Source organism: Chitinophaga varians (genome assembly GCF_012641275.1).
Taxonomy (GTDB): domain Bacteria; phylum Bacteroidota; class Bacteroidia; order Chitinophagales; family Chitinophagaceae; genus Chitinophaga; species Chitinophaga varians_A.
The window spans coordinates 1,325,611-1,343,411 of sequence record NZ_JABAIA010000003.1 but is presented as its reverse complement, the minus strand read 5'-3'; the positions used below and the strand labels follow the sequence as shown (position 1 = coordinate 1,343,411).

Annotated in this window: 13 protein-coding genes and 1 riboswitch; of the genes, 8 read left to right on the top strand and 5 right to left on the bottom strand. The window is 50.1% G+C overall.

What is annotated here, in order from left to right; translation table 11 throughout:
• The first annotated feature begins 72 nt into the window (after window positions 1–72).
• The 3 genes from glk to HGH92_RS27990 all read left to right on the top strand — a co-directional run bounded on the left by glk (window position 73) and on the right by HGH92_RS27990 (window position 3,125).
• Window positions 73–1,125 carry a glucokinase gene (glk, locus tag HGH92_RS28000; protein WP_168874118.1) on the top strand — a complete coding sequence of 351 codons (1,053 nt, stop codon included), beginning with the start codon at window positions 73–75 and terminating at the stop codon, window positions 1,123–1,125.
• 9 nt (window positions 1,126–1,134) lie between these two features.
• Window positions 1,135–1,208: riboswitch (Fluoride riboswitch) on the top strand.
• A gap of 46 nt (window positions 1,209–1,254) precedes the next feature.
• Window positions 1,255–2,562, top strand: a complete 1,308-nt coding sequence (locus HGH92_RS27995) for a voltage-gated chloride channel family protein (RefSeq protein ID WP_168874117.1) — start codon at window positions 1,255–1,257, stop codon at window positions 2,560–2,562.
• Between the two features lie 155 nt (window positions 2,563–2,717).
• Window positions 2,718–3,125 (top strand): VOC family protein, encoded by a 408-nt coding sequence (locus HGH92_RS27990; protein WP_211092761.1) that lies wholly within the window; start codon window positions 2,718–2,720, stop codon window positions 3,123–3,125.
• A gap of 984 nt (window positions 3,126–4,109) precedes the next feature.
• Here the strand turns inward: HGH92_RS27990 and HGH92_RS27985 are convergent.
• Both HGH92_RS27985 and HGH92_RS27980 read right to left on the bottom strand, forming a co-directional pair.
• Window positions 4,110–4,901 carry an SDR family NAD(P)-dependent oxidoreductase gene (locus HGH92_RS27985; RefSeq protein WP_168874115.1) on the bottom strand — a complete coding sequence of 264 codons (792 nt, stop codon included), beginning with the start codon at window positions 4,899–4,901 and terminating at the stop codon, window positions 4,110–4,112.
• A 54-nt stretch (window positions 4,902–4,955) separates the two neighbouring features.
• Window positions 4,956–5,537, bottom strand: a complete 582-nt coding sequence (locus HGH92_RS27980) for a TetR/AcrR family transcriptional regulator (RefSeq protein ID WP_168874114.1) — start codon at window positions 5,535–5,537, stop codon at window positions 4,956–4,958.
• A 135-nt stretch (window positions 5,538–5,672) separates the two neighbouring features.
• Between HGH92_RS27980 and HGH92_RS27975 the strand changes: the two genes are divergently transcribed.
• From HGH92_RS27975 to HGH92_RS27955, 5 genes are all read left to right on the top strand, one after another.
• The gene (locus HGH92_RS27975; RefSeq protein ID WP_168874113.1) at window positions 5,673–6,269 is read left to right on the top strand and encodes an RNA polymerase sigma factor; all 597 of its coding nucleotides are present in this window, start codon (window positions 5,673–5,675) and stop codon (window positions 6,267–6,269) included.
• A gap of 85 nt (window positions 6,270–6,354) precedes the next feature.
• Entirely contained in the window at window positions 6,355–7,380 is a 1,026-nt protein-coding gene (locus HGH92_RS27970; protein ID WP_168874112.1) for a FecR family protein, read from the top strand.
• 112 nt (window positions 7,381–7,492) lie between these two features.
• On the top strand, window positions 7,493–10,918 hold the full coding sequence (locus tag HGH92_RS27965) for a SusC/RagA family TonB-linked outer membrane protein (protein WP_168874111.1): 3,426 nt from the start codon (window positions 7,493–7,495) through the stop codon (window positions 10,916–10,918).
• 19 nt (window positions 10,919–10,937) lie between these two features.
• Window positions 10,938–12,518, top strand: a complete 1,581-nt coding sequence (locus HGH92_RS27960) for a RagB/SusD family nutrient uptake outer membrane protein (protein ID WP_168874110.1) — start codon at window positions 10,938–10,940, stop codon at window positions 12,516–12,518.
• A 30-nt stretch (window positions 12,519–12,548) separates the two neighbouring features.
• Complete coding sequence (locus HGH92_RS27955) at window positions 12,549–13,682, top strand: TlpA family protein disulfide reductase (RefSeq protein ID WP_168874109.1); 1,134 nt, start codon at window positions 12,549–12,551, stop codon at window positions 13,680–13,682.
• Between the two features lie 114 nt (window positions 13,683–13,796).
• Here HGH92_RS27955 and HGH92_RS27950 read toward each other — a convergent pair whose 3' ends face one another.
• Genes HGH92_RS27950 through HGH92_RS27940 form a run of 3 tightly spaced genes read right to left on the bottom strand, consistent with a single transcriptional unit; the run spans window position 13,797 to window position 17,770 of the window.
• Window positions 13,797–15,392 carry an MFS transporter gene (locus HGH92_RS27950; protein WP_168874108.1) on the bottom strand — a complete coding sequence of 532 codons (1,596 nt, stop codon included), beginning with the start codon at window positions 15,390–15,392 and terminating at the stop codon, window positions 13,797–13,799.
• 2 nt (window positions 15,393–15,394) lie between these two features.
• A complete protein-coding gene (locus tag HGH92_RS27945) occupies window positions 15,395–16,468 on the bottom strand; it encodes an HlyD family secretion protein (RefSeq protein ID WP_168874107.1) in 1,074 nt (357 codons plus the stop codon).
• 3 nt (window positions 16,469–16,471) lie between these two features.
• The gene (locus HGH92_RS27940) at window positions 16,472–17,770 is read right to left on the bottom strand and encodes a TolC family protein (protein ID WP_168874106.1); all 1,299 of its coding nucleotides are present in this window, start codon (window positions 17,768–17,770) and stop codon (window positions 16,472–16,474) included.
• Window positions 17,771–17,801 lie beyond the last annotated feature (31 nt).

Sequence of the window (17,801 nt, the reverse complement as noted above, 5' to 3'; positions counted from 1 at the left end):
TCAGAAAATTGTTCAACGAGGGGCAAATGCTGTTCCAATTTGACTATTTTTAGGAGATAAGTTCACGATGTTATGCAGACGATCAAAAAGCAGCATTATTTGCCCAGGTTTGTAGCGCCCGTAAATGAGCAGGGGAAGGACCTGTATTTGCTGGCGGGCGACCTGGGTGGCACCAAGACCAACCTGGCGCTGTTCCGATTGACCGATGGAGAGCTGGACCTGGTGCGTGAAGACAAATACGCTTCCCGCGACTATGCCAGTTTCTCAGAGATTATCCAGCATTTTATCAGTCAGGGAGGGCAAGAGCCGCAGCGTATATGCATTGGCGTGGCAGGGCCCGTGGTTAAGGGAAAAGTGGAGCTGACCAACCTGGCCCGTGAACTAAGTGAAGACGAGATCCGGCAGGCGACGGGCATCCGTGCAGTGGCCCTTATCAACGACCTGGAAGCTACCGCCTATGGCCTGGCCACCTTATCGCCCGGACAACTGACCACGTTGCACCGTGGCGCGGCCGACAACAGTGGCAATATGGCTATCATCGCTCCGGGCACGGGGTTGGGGATGGCCGGACTATACTGGGATGGCCAGTATCATCATCCCTTCCCGACAGAAGGCGGTCATGGCGACTTTGCGCCGCGAACAGAACTGGACATTGCGCTGTTGCGTTATCTGCAGGAAAAATATGAGGTCGCCAGCTGGGAACGGGTGATTTCGGGCCCTGGTATTGTGACCATCTTCCAGTTCCTGCGGGATGTGAAAGGCATGGAAGTACCGTCAGCACTGGTAGCTGAAATGGCCACCGGCGATGATGCGGCCGCCATCAGCAAGGCAGCCATGGAAGGGAAAGTTCCCATTTGCATGAAGACCATGGAGCTGTTTGTGCGTTATCTGGGCCGTGAATCGTGCAACCTCGTGTTGAAAATGAAGTCCACCGGAGGGCTGTTCCTTGGAGGGGGCATTCCACCGAAGATAGCGCGGCTACTGGAAACGGGCGAATTCTACCATCATTATATGCAGGGCGACCGGATGGCCGAATTGCTGGGCAGTGTTCCCATTCATATTGTCAATAATGATAAGTCAGCCCTTTGGGGCGCAGCATATTATGCTGGATTATTAGCAGATTAGTTTTATTTTTGCGGCACAGGAAATGGTGTCTTCCTGCTCAGAACCGTTTCGGGTCCTCCGAAACTGATGGCGCCTACAAAACGAACCTGGCGATGCACAAGTGTCGTCGTAAACTGCTGTTTGTAGGACATGAAACAACACTCGAATAAACCGGAACAAGTAACAGTGGCGTATCAGCTGCTGAGATGGACAGTATTGGTATTACCAGTAGCCCTTATCGTGGGCAGTCTGGTAGCCCTCTTTTTATGGTTGCTGGACAAGGCAACAAAAATACGCTTCGAGCATGGCTGGCTGCTGTACCTGTTGCCTGTGGCTGGCGTATTGATTTATTGGTTGTACCGTCTGGGTGGCAGGAATGCAGAGAAAGGTAATAACCTGATCATGGACGAAATACACCAGCCGGGTGGCGGTGTTCCTGCGAGAATGGCGCCATTGGTGCTGTTGACGACCGTTATCACCCATCTGTTTGGCGGTTCCGCCGGGCGGGAAGGCACAGCGGTACAAATAGGCGGCAGCATGGCAGCATGGACCGGTAAAACGTTGGGGCTAACCCAAAGGGATATACGTATATTATTGATGACCGGTATTGCGGCGGGTTTTGGCGCCGTATTCGGTACCCCGATCGCGGGTACTGTATTTGCTCTGGAAGTGCTGGCCATCGGCGCGATGCGCTACGACGCCCTGGTGCCTTGCCTTATCGCCGCCGTGCTGGCCGATGTGGTGTGTTCAGCCTGGGGTATTTCCCATACGCACTATCAAATATTATATACCAGTACACACCTGACGCCTTATGTGCCTTTTGTGAAAGCGGATTTACTGCTCTTACTGAAAGTAATTGTGGTGGGCGTAGCTTTCGGGCTGACCAGTTTCTTGTTCTCCTGGCTGATACATGCTATTAAACATAACGCCAATACCTATATTAAAATACCCTGGTTGATTCCGGTGGTGGGCGGTGTAATGATCATCACCATGACATTCATCGCCGGTACCCGGGATTATCTGGGACTGGGCGTTTATAGCCAGTCACCGGATGGCATCAGCATTGTCAACGCTTTCCGTAACACAGGGACTATTTCCGATTGGAGCTGGCTGTGGAAGCTCGTTTTTACTGCCGTGACCCTGGGAATGGGATTTAAAGGAGGGGAGGTGACCCCCCTGTTTTTTATGGGTGCCACGCTGGGCCATACGCTGGCGCTGCTGCTTGGCGCGCCGGTTGACCTGTTCGCAGGACTGGGCTTCATTGCTGTATTTGCCGGAGCCACCAATACCCCGTTAGCCTGCACCTTGATGGGCGTCGAGCTTTTTGGCGCCGACCATGTTCTTTATTTTGCCGTGGCGTGTTTCACCGCTTACTATTTCAGCGGGCACTCCGGTATTTATGCTTCGCAGAAGCTGGTGGTATCGAAATTTTATTCCAACCCTGAATCTGGTCGCTGACGTTTTAGATATGGACAATAGACTACTGCCTGTCGATAACAAAATGGCCACAGTGACTTATTTGAGCGCTAACAATTTTGTTAGTCCGATGGTGTGTTCTTATCATGTAGTATGTTTGCAGCATGAAGAAGACGAATATCACGGGCATCCATCATTTGGCTATTCAGGCGAATGATTTCTTTGCCACCTGCAGATTTTATGAGGAGCTGGGTCTTACGCCGTTTCATTCCTGGACGCTACCAGCATTCAATATTACACATGCCGCGCTGCTGCAAATTCCGGGCACAGGATCATTTATAGAGGTCTTCGATAAAGACGCCCATATCGCCACGCAAGGCCGCCGGAGAGCACCCGGAGAAGACGTTGTCGCAGGCGCATTGCTGCACCTGGCGCTCACTGTGGATGATGTGGACGCAGCGTATGCGCATGCAATATCTCTCGGCGCTACGAGTTGCGTTGAGCCTGGGGAGTTATCGTTGGGACAGCCGCCTTTGAAAGTCCGGAACGCACTGGTGTACGGGCTGGATGGCGAAGTGATCGAATTCATAGCCGTTATTGCATAATATTTTTTGCTACATTTTTTGCCGCCAGCGTGTGGGCTTTGTCAAGCTGTGTGCATGCCGGCGGCATTTTCATTTCTTTGATGGTTAGGACCTATGGTCACCGTTCCATATATACAGTTTAACACCAGCAAATGATCCAGGCCAACAAAGCCTGCACCAGCACAAAGAATACTATAAAGATATTCTACCTCGCCGTTGGGGTATAGGTCAGGTTATACTGAGACATCAACGAGATTTTACCCCAAAAACGAAGGCGCTGAGAATTCAACATCCGTACATCAGCTCAGCATCAATTCGTATAAACCAGCCACAGCGGCTTCATTTCGTGCAATTTCCGCCCATTTTAGTAGAGACTTTTTCGCTGAGGGAGAATCAAAATCAGAGCTCCCAAATATTCTTATAATAAACATTATGTTAAATAGAAAAAAAACCATAAGAAGTATAAGAAAAGTTCATAGCAAAAAGCGGATTAAACCGTTTTGAGGAAGCCGCCCAGGGTACCCTATGTTCAGCCACTATACAGCCGATTCCGGGGCTCTTAAAGCGTAAGATCATATTGATGTGCGATGACGACTAATATAGAATGCTTCTCTCCTCCCATAAACACGCTTCTTATATGAAGACACGGTCGTCGTGAAGCCACGCGATAACCTGACTATCAAAGAACCAGAAACGCGAACAACACATCATACAACGGAGATGTATAACGCATACGCCCTATCCAGTTTAAAAGCAAAGGTTAGAGAATGAAATGCCAGCAGGAAACGCTGGTAAGATGAAGGGTTAGCACTGATGCGAGGAAATGATTTCCCGCAGGGATTTCAGCGAAGATACTAATTCCCGCTAAACTTTCCAAGTCAGGACGCGGGATGATTCAATGAGATGAACTAACGGTTACCTATGTACGAAATATGCGATTCTCAGCGCGTTCGATGAAGGCCCTGAGAATCGCATAAAACAATTGAACCTTAAGCTCCGTCCGGATTACAGCGTTCTCAGCGCGCCGCCATCGGCCCGGATAGACGCTCCATTGATGGCTGATGACAACGGACTGGCGAGGTAAACGGCCAGGCTGGCAATTTCCGCAGGCGCTATAAAACGTTCCAGTAATGAATGCGGATTTGCCTGTTGCATGATCTGTTGTTTGATCACGTCCACAGGAGCCTGATGTGCGGCGGCAATCTGTTCTACAGCTGCTGCTACGCCTTCTGAATAAGTGGGCCCGCCGAGAATCGTATTGACTGTTACCTGTTTCCCTTTAGTTAATTTCGATAACCCATTACCTAAGGCCATCATGGCGGCTTTGGAGGCGCCATAGTGAATCATGTTGCCCGGAATGTTGACACCAGACTCGCTACTGATGAAAATAATCCGGCCGTCGTTCCTCGAAAGCATCCCCGGTAACACATGCCTGGAAAGCCTTACAGCGCTCATGACGTTGACATTGTACATATGGAGCCATTCTGCGTCGGTTATGTCCATAAGGTCTTTTACCTCGAATATGCCTGCGTTGTTGACAAGAATATCTATCTCAGGCAGCTGCTGTAGCAAGGTTTCCATGTCTTCTGCGTGTGCCAGATCTGCCGCAATGCCGGATAAAGCCGCCTCGGGGCAGCATATACGTATCTGCTGTACAGCCAGGTCTACTTTCGCCTGTGTTCTGCCGTGGACCACCACTTCGGCACCTTCCTGTGCCATTTGTTGCGCTATCGCAAATCCGATCCCCTGAGTGGAACCACTGATAAAAACACGCTTTGATGCTAACTGTAAATCCATATTATAATTGGTCTATATTTCTGTAATGATCATTACAAAAATTGGTAAAAAATTTTAAGTCAATGCACTCAGCTGCATCTCGATCAGTTCTTTCAGCTTTTCCTTATTCGGATGCATCCTCCTGGTCACGTTAAGGCCGTTCCAACAAGTGATCAGATATCTTCCTAAAACAGCAGCATCCGCAGGATTGGCAATAGCGCCGGACCGCTGCGCCTCTCTGATAGCGTCGGTAAACATCCGCTCCACATCTTTCAGGATGCCCACCGCTTCCGCCTCCAGGTCGCTGTCCACAAAAGCCAGGGCTGTCACGGTATTGGCAACAATACATCCTTTCATATGGGTATGCTCATCTGCTTCTGCCAGACTTCTGAAAAAATCTTTGATCAGCTCAACAGGCGCTTCGTGTTGTTTCATCTCTTTCTTAAATGCCATAAAGGCTTCGCGCCGCTGCTGCAGCGCTTTTGAAAAGAGTTCTTTCTTCCCGCCCCGGAACGTATTGTACAAACTGCCGCTTCCCATTTGGGTGGCTGTCTGCAGGTCCTGCAGGGACGCTGCACTGTAGCCCTTTTCCCAGAATACCTGCTGGGCCTTTAAGACAACAGCGTCGTTGTCATGTGTTGTTGGTCTTCCTCTCATTTTTGTAACGATCAATACAAAAATAAAAAACATAACCGTTCTGCCAAAATTATTTCTGCTTCTTCCCTGTTATCCGCCGTCTACGTATTGCCCGACAAGATAATAACCGGAAAATTTCTATCTTTAGCCTCGCTGATGGACACTAATGGACAACGGAATATCAACGTTATATTTAATGCTCCGGATTCCGCAGAGGCGGCAGCCGCTTATAAGGATTATTACAAGCAGCTGTACAACTATGGCAGGAAACTGACGGACAATAATAGTCTGATAGAAGACGCCATTCATGACGTGTTTGTGTCCATGTGGCAGGCTTACAGCCGCAATCCCGCCATGGACGCCAGCAAAAGTTATGTGTACAGTAGCTTTCGCCGTAAACTGTTCCGCTACCACGAGGATGCCATCAAGCGGATGCAGCGCGAAGAACGCGCCAGCCAGGCCGCCACTCCCGAATTCGGCGCTGATCATTTTCTGATTCACCGGGAACAGGACCAGCAGCTCAAAACAGCCATACTACAGGCTTTGCAACAACTTACGCCACGGCAGCGGGAAGCCGTTTACCTTCGCTTCTATGAAAACATGCAGTACGATGAAATTGCCAGGGTAATGGATATCTCTGTTAAAGCCACCTACAAGCTCATGGCCCGTGCTTTGGATGAGCTGAAACAACTGGTCAACATCCCCTTCTACCTGCTGCTACCTATGCTTCGGTTACTGTTTATCCGGCAGTAACGAAATCTTTTAAAAAAACTTTTGTCTCCATGGGGTAATATCTCCCTGTGCTGACTTATATATATCAGTAAACAGCTAAAACAGGATGCAGCGCAATAAACAGGACAATGAAACATACAGTGTGACCGACCTTGTGGGTAATCCTTCTTTTGTGAGATGGGTACTGCAGCACGATCCAACAGCAGCGACAACATGGGAACCATGGATAGCCGCTGCCCCGGAGCATGCCACCATGGCGGAAACTGCGAGGCAACTGCTTTTACAGGTACGATTTACAACGCATGAGCCACCAACAGCAGCACCAACAGCATCCTATACCAGGTTTACGCATACCATCTCGCAGTTACAACAGGAGCCTGTCAAACGCAGACACCTATACGCTGTGCTGACGTGGCGCAACGCCGCCATCTGGGCCGGACTGCTGGCCTGTGTGGGAACAGCCGCCTGGTATACCTGGCAACAAAAAAGGACCCTGGCGGTAACTACCACCTTTGGAGAAACCAGACAGGTGGTACTTCCGGACAGTTCACTCGTTACCCTGCGGGCCAACTCCAGGCTGACCTTCCGCCGTTCCCTCAACGGGCAGCTACGCGAGGCCTGGCTCCATGGTGAAGCATATTTCAGGGTGAACCAGGATAAAAAAGCGGCCGGATTTGTTGTACACACGCCAGATGCTGATGTGACCGTACTGGGCACCGCTTTTGATCTGAAACAAAGACACCACCGGACAACCGTGTTCCTGCAATCAGGAAAAGTACGCGTAGATTTTCATGATCCGCGGCAAACAAGCAGGATCCTCTCCCCTGGCGATCTCATGGAATATGATGCACAGGACAAACAGGTTTCCGCTTCCAGGACGGACAGCAGCTACAGTAGCTGGGTGCAAGGCAAACTCACGCTGGTAGACGCTCCCCTGTCAGAGATTATAGAGATTCTGGAGAATAACTACGGGGAAAAAGTAGTGGTGAACGATGAAAAAATCAAACAAAGAAAAATAGAGGGTATTATATATCTGGAGAGCAAAGCAGACATTCTCTTTATCATCTCCAACGTCCTCGACATAGAAATCAGCCGCAGAAACGACACCATGTATTTCAGTAACCGAAAATAAAAATTATAACAAAAGCCAATCATTCAGTCCGGAGCACATCCACCATAAGCGCTGACTGTATGCAGAACAAGGACTAGCGACAGCTAACCAAAATCATATAAACCAACTAACGATGAGGAAAGTCTTATTCTTCCCTATGGGAATGGTATTGCTTTGCCTGAATGCCACTACCCTCCCGCAAAGGGCCATGGCGCAGCAAACCGTACCAACCGGTAAACAACGGCAGGAAAAAATGACCGTGGATGCGGCATTAAAAAAGCTGGAAAAAAAATACGGCGTCACCTTTGTCTATGACAAAACACTCGCTTCTGAAAAGTACACTTCCGTTAATCCGGAACATGCCGGCAACCAGAGCGTGGAAGATCAGCTGAAAGCGATCCTCTACCCTAACGGTCTGCTGTTCCTGTATATTAAAAAGGACTACTATGCCATTACTGTCAATAAAGACAAAGGCAACAACATCCTGACGACTGACAACGCCCCGAAAGAAGAAGATCCATCACAGCCACTTCCGACGGTTGCCGCAGCTCCTGCAAGAGGACGCGTAACGGATGAAAAAGGCATGCCCATTGAACGGATCAGCGTACAGGTGGCCGGCACTACCACCGGCGCCTATACGGATGCCAACGGCTCATTTAACATACCTAATGCCGCCAATAAAAAACTGATGATCAGTGGCGTAGGGTACGCGCCCCGGGAAGTACAGACCCTCGGTGCGACACCTGTAAACGTAACGCTCCTCAGCTCTTCCAAAGAACTGACGGAAGTGGTGGTGGTAGGTTATGGTGAACAAAAAAGAGTAAAAGTGCTCGGCGCTATCAGCACAGTTAACAGTAAAGAAATCGCAGAAGCGCCCGTAGCAAGAGTTACCGACGCCCTGGCCGGTCGTGCGCCCGGTTTGTTTGTATCCAAAGGCAGCGGCGCCCCGGGTAAAGGCTCCACATTTTACGTCCGTGGTATCAGCACTACCAACAACTCCGAACCACTGGTGGTGATTGACGGTATTCCCAACCGAAGCCTCGACGACCTCGCGCCTACCGAAGTGGAGACTATTTCCGTATTGAAAGATGCATCCGCTATTGCGGTGTACGGTGCCAGAGCGGCCAATGGTGTTATTCTCGTTACCACCAAAGGCGGTCGGTCCGGTAAACCTGTTATCAGTTTCAGCGGAAACCTCACTGTTCAGCAACAGACACGCCCGCTCAAACCACTGGGTTCCTACGAATATGCCAAACTATACAACCAGGCACTGAAAAATGAAAACAGCTTCAATCCCGCGCTGGGAAAGGGCTACACAGATGATGTCCTGGAAAAATTCAGGACCGGCAACGACCCTGACCGTTATCCGAACACGGACTGGTACGGTGATATCCTCGCCCCCACTTCCATACAGCAACGGTACGATCTGTCTGTCAGCGGCGGCAATGAAAAAACACGCTACTTTGTATCTGCCGGCTATAACAATGAAGGTGGTTTTTACCCCGTAGTCAATTACAAACGGTACAATGTGCGCTCCAACCTCCAGACAGAAATCACCAAAGGCCTGTTGTTCGACGTTAAAATAGCAGGCATCATGTCTGACAGCAAGGACACGCGCGGTGGCGGAGGACAAGTGGTGAAAATGGCGATTTCCAGTCCACCCTATTATGTTAACCAATTCAGCAACGGTCTGTATGGCTTCGTTCCTGCTGCCAGAGGTAATGCTTATCAGCAGTCCAGAGGTGAAGACGGTTACATACAGAACAATAACAACACTTTCACCGGCACCCTCTCCCTGCAATACAAACTGCCGTTCGTAGAAGGTCTGTCCTTCAAGGGGACCTTCGCTTACGACAGGCTGGTGCTTAACTCCAGGAGCTTCTCCAAACCTTATGTATTGTACACGATGGACAATGCAGGCGTGATGAAGAAAGCCAACAACCTGCCGGCCGCGCCTGAACTGTCAGAGAGCACCAGGCAGAACAATTTTGCTACCAGTGAGTTTTCCGTTAACTATGACCGGTCGTTTAAAGACCATCATGTAGGTGGCATGTTGCTGTTTACACAGACCTCTTATAACGAACGTTCTTTTGGCGCCACCGGCAGAAATTTTGTGTCGCCGGCGCTGGAAATACTCAATGCCGCCGATCCCACCAACGTGGCAGTGTCAGGGACCGCCAGCCGTCAGAACAGACAAGGGGTTGTTGGCCGTTTTACCTACGACTACCAACAAAAATACCTGTTCGAAATGAACTTCCGGTATGATGGTTCAGACATCTTCCCGCAGGGCGGCCGCTTCGGTTTCTTCCCTTCTGTGGGCGCCGGCTGGGTGATATCCAAAGAAAACTTCTTCCCGCAAAAAAGCCTGGTCGACTACCTCAAATTACGTGGCTCCTGGGGCCAGCTGGGCAACGACCGTGTAGATCCTTACCAGTTCCTCGCGAGCTATAGCCTCGTGGGTGCTGACAGATATGGCGTCAGCCATGGTTACTCCTTCGGTGGCACCAGCCCCGTGTACTACCAGGGCCTGGAGCTGAACGTATTGCCCAACCCTAATTTCACCTGGGAAAAAGCTGTGATGAGCAACATCGGCTTCGATATGCAATTGTGGGACAACCGGATCACTGTTGCCGGTGACTATTTCTATAAAAGAACGAAAGATATCCTTGCCCCCAGGGCACAAGCCGTACCGGACGTGATTGGAATAAAGTTGCCCGTAGAAAATGCAGGCATCGTAGACAACCGCGGCTTCGAAATCAGCGTCGGTTACAATGGCAAGACGGACAAGTTCACCTATTATGTAAAACCTAATCTCACCTTCGCCCGCAACAAAGTGGTATACTATCCTGAAGCCAGTTCCATTCCTGAATGGCAGCGCCTAACCGGCAAGCCTATTATCATGAAGCCGGCAGGTAGTGCCTATAACCCGAAGTTCGTGTCCAATGGGCTGTACCAGTCACAGGACGAAGTGGAGAAAGGGCCTAAACCATTGTACCCGACCGTATCCGCAGGTGATATCAGGTATGTTGATATTGATGGTGATGGAAAAATCACCAACAACGACAGGATAGTTGCCGACAATGGCGGTTATCCGGAAATACAATACGGCATCGCTATGGGAGGCCGCTACAAAGGGTTTGAACTGAACCTCCTCTGGCAGGGCAATGGTAACGTGAAAGCGTATGTGTACGGTTCCTACTCTTTCCCCTTTACCGCCGACGGACATCCGCAGGAGATACACAAAGACTACTGGACACCGGAAAATCCAACTGCCGCATTTCCCAGGTTGTCTGTGGCCTATGTTAATAATACCGAACACTCCGATTACTGGTTACACAACGCTTCCTTTATCCGCCTGAAGAACGCCGAACTGGCTTACAACTTACCGGAGTATATGCTGCGCCGTGCGGGCATCAAAGGAGTAAGAGTATATATAAATGGCAATAACCTGCTCACATTCAGTCGTTTGAAACAAATTGACCCCGAGGCTGCCGCCAACAATACGGTTGCCTATCCGATCATTCGGAGCTACAATGCGGGTATTAATGTTCAACTGTAAACAACCAATAACAGTCATCATGAAAAAATATGCATATCTCCTTTTGCTCACCGCCTACTGCCTGACGGCCTGCCAGAAGGACTTTCTGAACAAAGGCCCGCTAGACAGGTTTACCGATGAGCTTATATGGAAAGACAGTAGCCTGGTCAATCTCTATATCGCTAACATCTACTCTGGTATTATCTCCGAATACGACCGTGGCGGCAGTGACCTGATGATGAGCTATACCGACGAAGGTGAATCGAACCGTCCTTACCTGGACGGCCAGCTGGTAAACTTTGCCCAGTATAATTCCGCTACCGGTGTGTTCAGCGACAACTGGACCAGCAACTACGCCAGCATCCGTAAATGCAACACGCTGCTGGAGCAGCTGCAATCAGCTCCTTTCAGTGCGGCGCTGCAACAAAGGATGCGCGGCGAAGCCTACTTCCTGCGCGCTTTCTTTTACATGGACATCTACGCGTATTTCGGCGCATTCCCTATTGTTGACAAATCACTGGGGCTGAACGACGAACTGGCTATCCCACGCGCCACCAATAAAGAATGTGTCAACTTCATCCTGAAAGATCTTGAAGCGGCAGCCGCTCTCCTTCCCGCCACTTATACAGACAAGGCACAGACAGGCCGCGCCACCAAAGGCGCCTGCTATGCCATGAAATGCCGGCTGCTGCTTAACGAACAGGATTACCAGGGTGCTGCTGCCGCAGCCAAACAGGTGATGGACCTCAACCAGTACAAGCTGTTCCCGGATTTTAAGGCAATGTTTCAACCTGCGAATGACAACAACGTAGAGGTTATTTTCGATAAACAGTTTGGCAGCCTGCAAAGCAAACAAAAACATGACCTGAACGATTACGAGTACCCGCGTAACTTCACCGGATTCGCCAGCGGCGTGAACGATCCTACGCAAAACATCGTGGACGCGTTTCAGATGAAAGACGGCAAGTCATGGAATGAATCGGCGCTGTACAACCCAGACCGTCCCTACGAAAACCGCGATCCCCGCCTTTACAGCAGCGTACTGTATGACGGCATGATGTTCCGCGGAGAGATACTGGACCTGCAGAAAGGCAGCGCCGCCAATCCGGCGGAACGTGGTACTGCCACCGGCTATTATCTCAAAAAATTCCTGGACACGACCTACGATCTGAAGGGAATTTCCAATCCCAACCTGAACAACTGCATCATTATGCGGCTGGGGGAAGTATATCTCAACTACGCTGAGTGCCAGCTGAAACTGGGTAATGCAGAAGAAGCACGCACGTACGTCAACCTTATCCGCGCACGTGCAGGCATGCCCGTTATTCCCGCTGGTGAAATGACCTGGGAAAAATACGAACAGGAAAGGACGGTGGAACTGGCCTTCGAGGGACAACGCTGGTTTGATGTGCGCCGCTGGAAAAAAGGGCCAGAACTACTTGGCCGCCCGGTGTATGGCATGGTGATCACCGTTGCCAACGGCAAACGCGCCTATACCCGTTCAAAGATCGAAGACCGGGTATTTGTGGCGCCTAAAATGTACATGTTCCCTATTCCCCTGGATGTGATGAACAAATATCCGGCAGGAAAAGAATTGAAACAAAACCCTGAATGGGATTAACTTAGCGTGCCAACCATTTAATCAGTCAATATGAAAAAAATTACAACCAGCGCCCGTATCCTGTTGCTGTTCACCGCTTTAAGCACAGGAGCCTATGCACAACAAAAGACTGTTGTCATTAAAGGCACCGTGGTGGGCGATACCCGTGGCTATGACCGCATAGACATGTACTCCCGTAACCCGGACCGCTACGACTCTATGACGGTCACCAATAAAACCTTCTCCGGTGAAGTCCCTTTTGAAGCGCCCTACCGGCAGTTATTCGCATCACTGTATGATTCAAAAGTACGTGGCGGCTACGCGCCTCAGGCCATCCTGATCGACAAACCAGGCACCTATCGCGTAGTAGCCCGTATAGACAGTACCGGTACCCATTACTCTTCTCCCGACGGCGCCGCGCAACAGGTGTATGCCGCTTTCAATGAGGAAATGGACAAAACCTGGGACGGTATCGAAAAAAAGATGAAGGACAAGTATGGTGCTGATGTCATGAAAAGCCTCTATGGCAAAAACGCCAATGCCGCAGCTGGCGCCGAAATGGAGGCTATGGAAAAAGCCGCCATCAACAAACTGGTGCAACACTATGTAAGCAAGAACCCGGGATCTTATGCATCAGCGGTGATCCTGCAACGTAACAGCGGCTCCCTGGACGATAAAACGCTGACTGCTTTATATACCCAGCTCACCCCGGCCATAAAGGCACTGCGTGAAGGAGAAGCCGTTAAAACAGAGATCGCTGCCCGCAAACTCAGCGTCAACGGCGCTACGCCGGCAGATTTCACGCTGAAGAACGAAGTGGAAAAAGCCGTTAAGCTGTCCGATTACAAAGGCAAATACGTGCTCATTGATTTCTGGGCCAGCTGGTGTGGCCCCTGCCGCGCCGCTTTCCCGCACATGCGTGAACTGTACGCACAGTATAAAGACAAAAATTTTGAGATACTCAGCATCTCCACTGATCGCGACAAAGCCGCCTGGCTTAAAGCCGTAAAGGATGAAAACAATCCATGGCCACAAGCCCATGATGACAAAGGCGAAGTATCTAAAAACACGTTCAATGTACAGGTGCTGCCCACCCTGTTCCTGCTGGACCCGAAAGGCAAAATCATCGCCCAAAAACTCGAAGGAGAAGCACTCGACAAAAAACTGAAAGAGCTTTTGCCATAGTAGAAATCAATACCAACCATTCAAAAAAGAAAAGACGCAGTTCATGCGTCTTTTCTTTTAATAGCCATATAACAATCAAAATCAGCTCGTTATAATTTCCCACTTCAAACAAAGCTAGAACGTGGCCGCAGCGGGCTGTTTAGCTTTCACGTCAATGATCGTACGATTAATGAACGGCGCCATAATGATCAACAACATTAATCCCAGGATCAATATCACCACCATCTCATTATAATCCATCGCATATTTCAGAAAAGCCTGTTTCTGTATCGCCTTGTTCAACAGCCCTGTGGCAGCACGGCCGGCCATGTCCGGCTCCATGCCCCGCGCATGCAACGCAGACTCGTACAGATGAAGTCTTTCCTGCAAACCATTGTCGGCCCGGGAAACATGATCACTCAGGCGCATGGCATGTGTGCCTGAATAAAACAACGAGAAATAATTGATCAACGCTGTACTGATGCCGAAGAAAGCGAAACGGATAAATACGCCCACCGCTGCGGCCGACTGGCTAAGCTCTGTCGGCACTGAAGAAATAGTGAACAGCAGTATCGGCGTAAATACCATACCCGCTCCCATTCCCTGTAACAGTAACGGCAGTATGAAAGTATTCATATCTGCTTCGGACGCAAAGAGAAAGTACATCCCACCGTGAAATAATAATAACAGGAAAAAACCGGCCAACCAGATAAACTGCAGCGGGCGTTTCTTAACGATCAACCTGCCGGAGATAACGGCCCCGATGATAATTCCCGCAATATTGTAAATGAGCAGTTCGTACAGATTGATCGGGTCCATGCCCAGCACCGTGGAGAAATAGCTGGTGGTAATAGAGAACGCGCCTCTGATCAGGTACAACATGCCGATCAGAAAAATACCGAACAGAAATGCCCTCGACTGAAATACTTCCTGGTGTATAAAAGGCCGTTTGCGTGTGAGTTGTCTTGTTACAAATACAATCGCCAGTAAAACGATGGCAATGAGGCTCCAGACGATGGAGTCATCCTGCAGCCAATAGTACTGCTGCCCGTAGGTGACCACATACCCGATGAGAATAAGCATGGGGCTGTAGAGGAAGAAGCTGGCCCAGTCCAGCTGGTACAGCGGTGTTTTCCTCACCAGGTGTACTTTGTTCATCAGCAGGAGTAGCAATATTCCGCCGGGCACAAATGTGTAGATGATCATTTTATAGAGCACATTGTATTCGAAGTTGTCTACCAGCGGGGCAGTCACCAGGGAAGTCAGGGATGCGGAGCACAGGATCATGGTGTAAAAAATGGCATACCCGGTTTCCCGCGCGTGCTCTGATTTTAGCCGTCCGAAGAGTAATGTCAGACAGATGCTGGTCACGCCGCAATTCACCATCCCTTGCAGAAAGCGGCCTGCAAAGAGTACCGTCAGTGAACGGGTATTGTAACACGCATAACTTATCAGTACCTGTAATACCAGGCATATCAGAAAATATTCCTTGGTGGACACGCGGCTGAAAAAGCGGCGTTCCAGCGGTGTAAAGCTGGCGAGGGCGGCGTAATACAACAGCATGGAAAACTGTATGTCGGCCGGTTCCACCCCGTAGAACCCTGTTGCCGCGCTGATATTGGCAGTTGACAACGCAAATAGCATGACCGTAGGAAACATCACGAGGAAGATCGTGAGCCTGGTCAGCCATTCCGGCGCCCATGACCTGAATATGGGATTACCTTTGCTCATGATCATTGACGGGCTTTAGATACAGATACATTGACGCTCATACCGGCCGACAGCGCTTTCAGTTCTTCCGGCGTGCCGTTTAGGCGTATCCGTACGGGGATGCGTTGTGCTATCTTCACAAAGTTGCCCGTAGCATTGTCTGGCGGCAGCAATGAAAACCGGCTGCCGGTGGCGCCTGACAGGGACTCTATTTTGCCGGTGAAAGTTTTTCCCGGAAAGGCATCTACGATGATGTTGGTAGTTTCCCCGATAAACATGTGACGGATCTGTGTTTCCTTGAAATTGGCCACTACCCATTTACCGGCTTCCCAGTCCACGATGTAGGCGAGTGTCTGGCCAGCCTGGATCAGCTGCCCCGGTTGGATGGTACGGCGGCCCATTTTACCGTTATACGGCGCGGTGATGACAGTATAGGAAACAGTGAGGGCCCTGTTTTTTACAACGGCCTCTCTCCTTTTAATTTCCGCTTCCAGCGCGCTCTGCTGCACGCGGGCGTCATTGATTTTGGCAAGGGACGCATTGTAGGCGTCTATGGCAGTATTATAGTCAGAGCGGGCCACGGCCAGGGCAGCTTCCACTTTTTCCAGTTGCTGTTTGGTCGCAGACTCCGCATCGTAGAGTTTTTTGTAGCGGTCGTATTCCTGTTCCTGGTTATGCAGCTTTGCTTTGGCTGCGGCGATCTGTGACTGGTATACTTTGGCCGATTCGGCAGAAGTGGACACATTGCTCTGGATAACGCCGACCTGTGCTTTGGCGTTCAACAGCGCCGCATCCGCTTCCTGTTGCTGTGCGGCATATTCGCTGTTATCTATGATCACGAGCGTGTCTCCCTTCTTTACTTCCTGGTTTTCCTCATAACGGATAGACGCCACGTAGCCAGTAACTTTAGCCACTACGGGGTTGATATATTCATCGACCTGCGCGTCGTTGGTTTCTTCGTATTTCCATTGGTGCAACAGCGTTCTTATGCCCCATATGGCGAGGCATATCACCACAATGGAGGCAACCACGGTTGTGATCCTCGATATAATCCTGTCTGTTTTGTTCGTGTTCGTGTTGGTGTGTGTGTTGCTCATATATTAAAGGTTGCCTGTTGCTTTCAATAATTGATAGTATTGTAATTGCGCCGTTACTTCCGCATTGGTGAGATCAAAGCGGGACTGCAGCAGCTGTGTTTCCGCGTCCAGCAGGTCGGTCAGCAGTGAGAGCTGATTAAAATAGGTATTGTTCACGATCCGGAAATTTTCCTGCGCCTGCAGGATGTTCTCCTGTGCCACGCGGATACGTTCCAGTGCTTCTGTATAACGGAGATAACCGGCACGCACTTCTTCACGGACCTTGTCTTTGGTATCGGCGTGCTCTATCTCCTGTTGTTCCAGCGCTATCCTGGCAGCTTGTTTTTTGTGTTTGTTCTGATATAAGGCCGATATAGGCAGTCCTGCCTTTATACCTACCTGTCCGAGGCCGTACAGGCTGATGGCGTATGGATAAAACAGGATCTGCGGGTAGGCATAGGAGTATTCTGCAAACAACCCGACTTTAGGCAGGATGTTCGATTTTACTTCTTTGAGCCTGAGCTCACTCAAGGCTGTTTCCTTCTCTGAAATCTTAAAGGGGAAAGCGTGCTCATAGGCCTCTGCCAGGTAGCCGTTGTAGTCTTTTTCCGGAACGGCGGCCAGTGCCAGTGTGTCCAGTGCCAGGCGGTTGTCGATACTGTCTGGCTGACCGATCATAATATTGAGCCGCTGGTTGGCGATGAGGAGACTGTTCCTTATTTCCAGCAGCGTCATTTTCTGTTTGGAGAGTTTCAGTTCCGCGCGCAACACATCGCTTTTCAGCACTACGCCGTTCTTCAGCAGCTGCCTTATTTCTTCCAGTTCTTTCTCACGGTCACGGATATCCAGTAACAGTACTTTTTCGTACATGCGGTACCGGTATATGTCCAGATAAAAGGCCGCTGCCTTGTATTTAATTTCAGCGTTGGTCATGTTGCGCTGTTCTGCCGCCAGCTCGCTTTCTGTCTGCCTGACGGTGATTTCGCGGGATGTTTTACCGCCATTGTATACGTTGAGGTAGGCATCTGCGCCAACAGAGTAAGCCTGATGTACGACCGGAAACTGTGTGGGAGCATTAAAAATCCCCTTTTCATACATCGGCAGATTGGATACCCGGGAATAGGAGCCGCTGGCTTTTATCTCCGGCAGCCGCTCGTCCATGGCAGCTTTGACCTGTTGTTGGGCACCGGCCACCCGCAGCTGTTGCATCTGTAATTGTTTGTTGTACAAGGCAGCCTTATTCCATACATCCGTTAACGTTAAGGGGCTCTGCTCAGGGTTCTGACAAACGGCTGTTTTGCCGGCCAATAATGCAGAGAGCATTATTCCCGCAAGCCATTTATTACTAATTGAA

What these genes read in the sequence shown, in the direction of transcription:
- glk (WP_168874118.1), top strand. Translation starts at nt 73, where the DNA reads ATGCAGACGATCAAAAAGCAGCATTATTTGCCCAGGTTTGTAGCGCCC.
- HGH92_RS27995 (WP_168874117.1), top strand. Translation starts at nt 1,255, where the DNA reads ATGAAACAACACTCGAATAAACCGGAACAAGTAACAGTGGCGTATCAG.
- HGH92_RS27985 (WP_168874115.1), bottom strand. Translation starts at nt 4,901, where the DNA reads ATGGATTTACAGTTAGCATCAAAGCGTGTTTTTATCAGTGGTTCCACT.
- HGH92_RS27980 (WP_168874114.1), bottom strand. Translation starts at nt 5,537, where the DNA reads ATGAGAGGAAGACCAACAACACATGACAACGACGCTGTTGTCTTAAAG.
- HGH92_RS27975 (WP_168874113.1), top strand. Translation starts at nt 5,673, where the DNA reads ATGGACACTAATGGACAACGGAATATCAACGTTATATTTAATGCTCCG.
- HGH92_RS27970 (WP_168874112.1), top strand. Translation starts at nt 6,355, where the DNA reads ATGCAGCGCAATAAACAGGACAATGAAACATACAGTGTGACCGACCTT.
- HGH92_RS27965 (WP_168874111.1), top strand. Translation starts at nt 7,493, where the DNA reads ATGAGGAAAGTCTTATTCTTCCCTATGGGAATGGTATTGCTTTGCCTG.
- HGH92_RS27960 (WP_168874110.1), top strand. Translation starts at nt 10,938, where the DNA reads ATGAAAAAATATGCATATCTCCTTTTGCTCACCGCCTACTGCCTGACG.
- HGH92_RS27955 (WP_168874109.1), top strand. Translation starts at nt 12,549, where the DNA reads ATGAAAAAAATTACAACCAGCGCCCGTATCCTGTTGCTGTTCACCGCT.
- HGH92_RS27950 (WP_168874108.1), bottom strand. Translation starts at nt 15,392, where the DNA reads ATGAGCAAAGGTAATCCCATATTCAGGTCATGGGCGCCGGAATGGCTG.
- HGH92_RS27945 (WP_168874107.1), bottom strand. Translation starts at nt 16,468, where the DNA reads ATGAGCAACACACACACCAACACGAACACGAACAAAACAGACAGGATT.
- HGH92_RS27940 (WP_168874106.1), bottom strand. Translation starts at nt 17,770, where the DNA reads ATGCTCTCTGCATTATTGGCCGGCAAAACAGCCGTTTGTCAGAACCCT.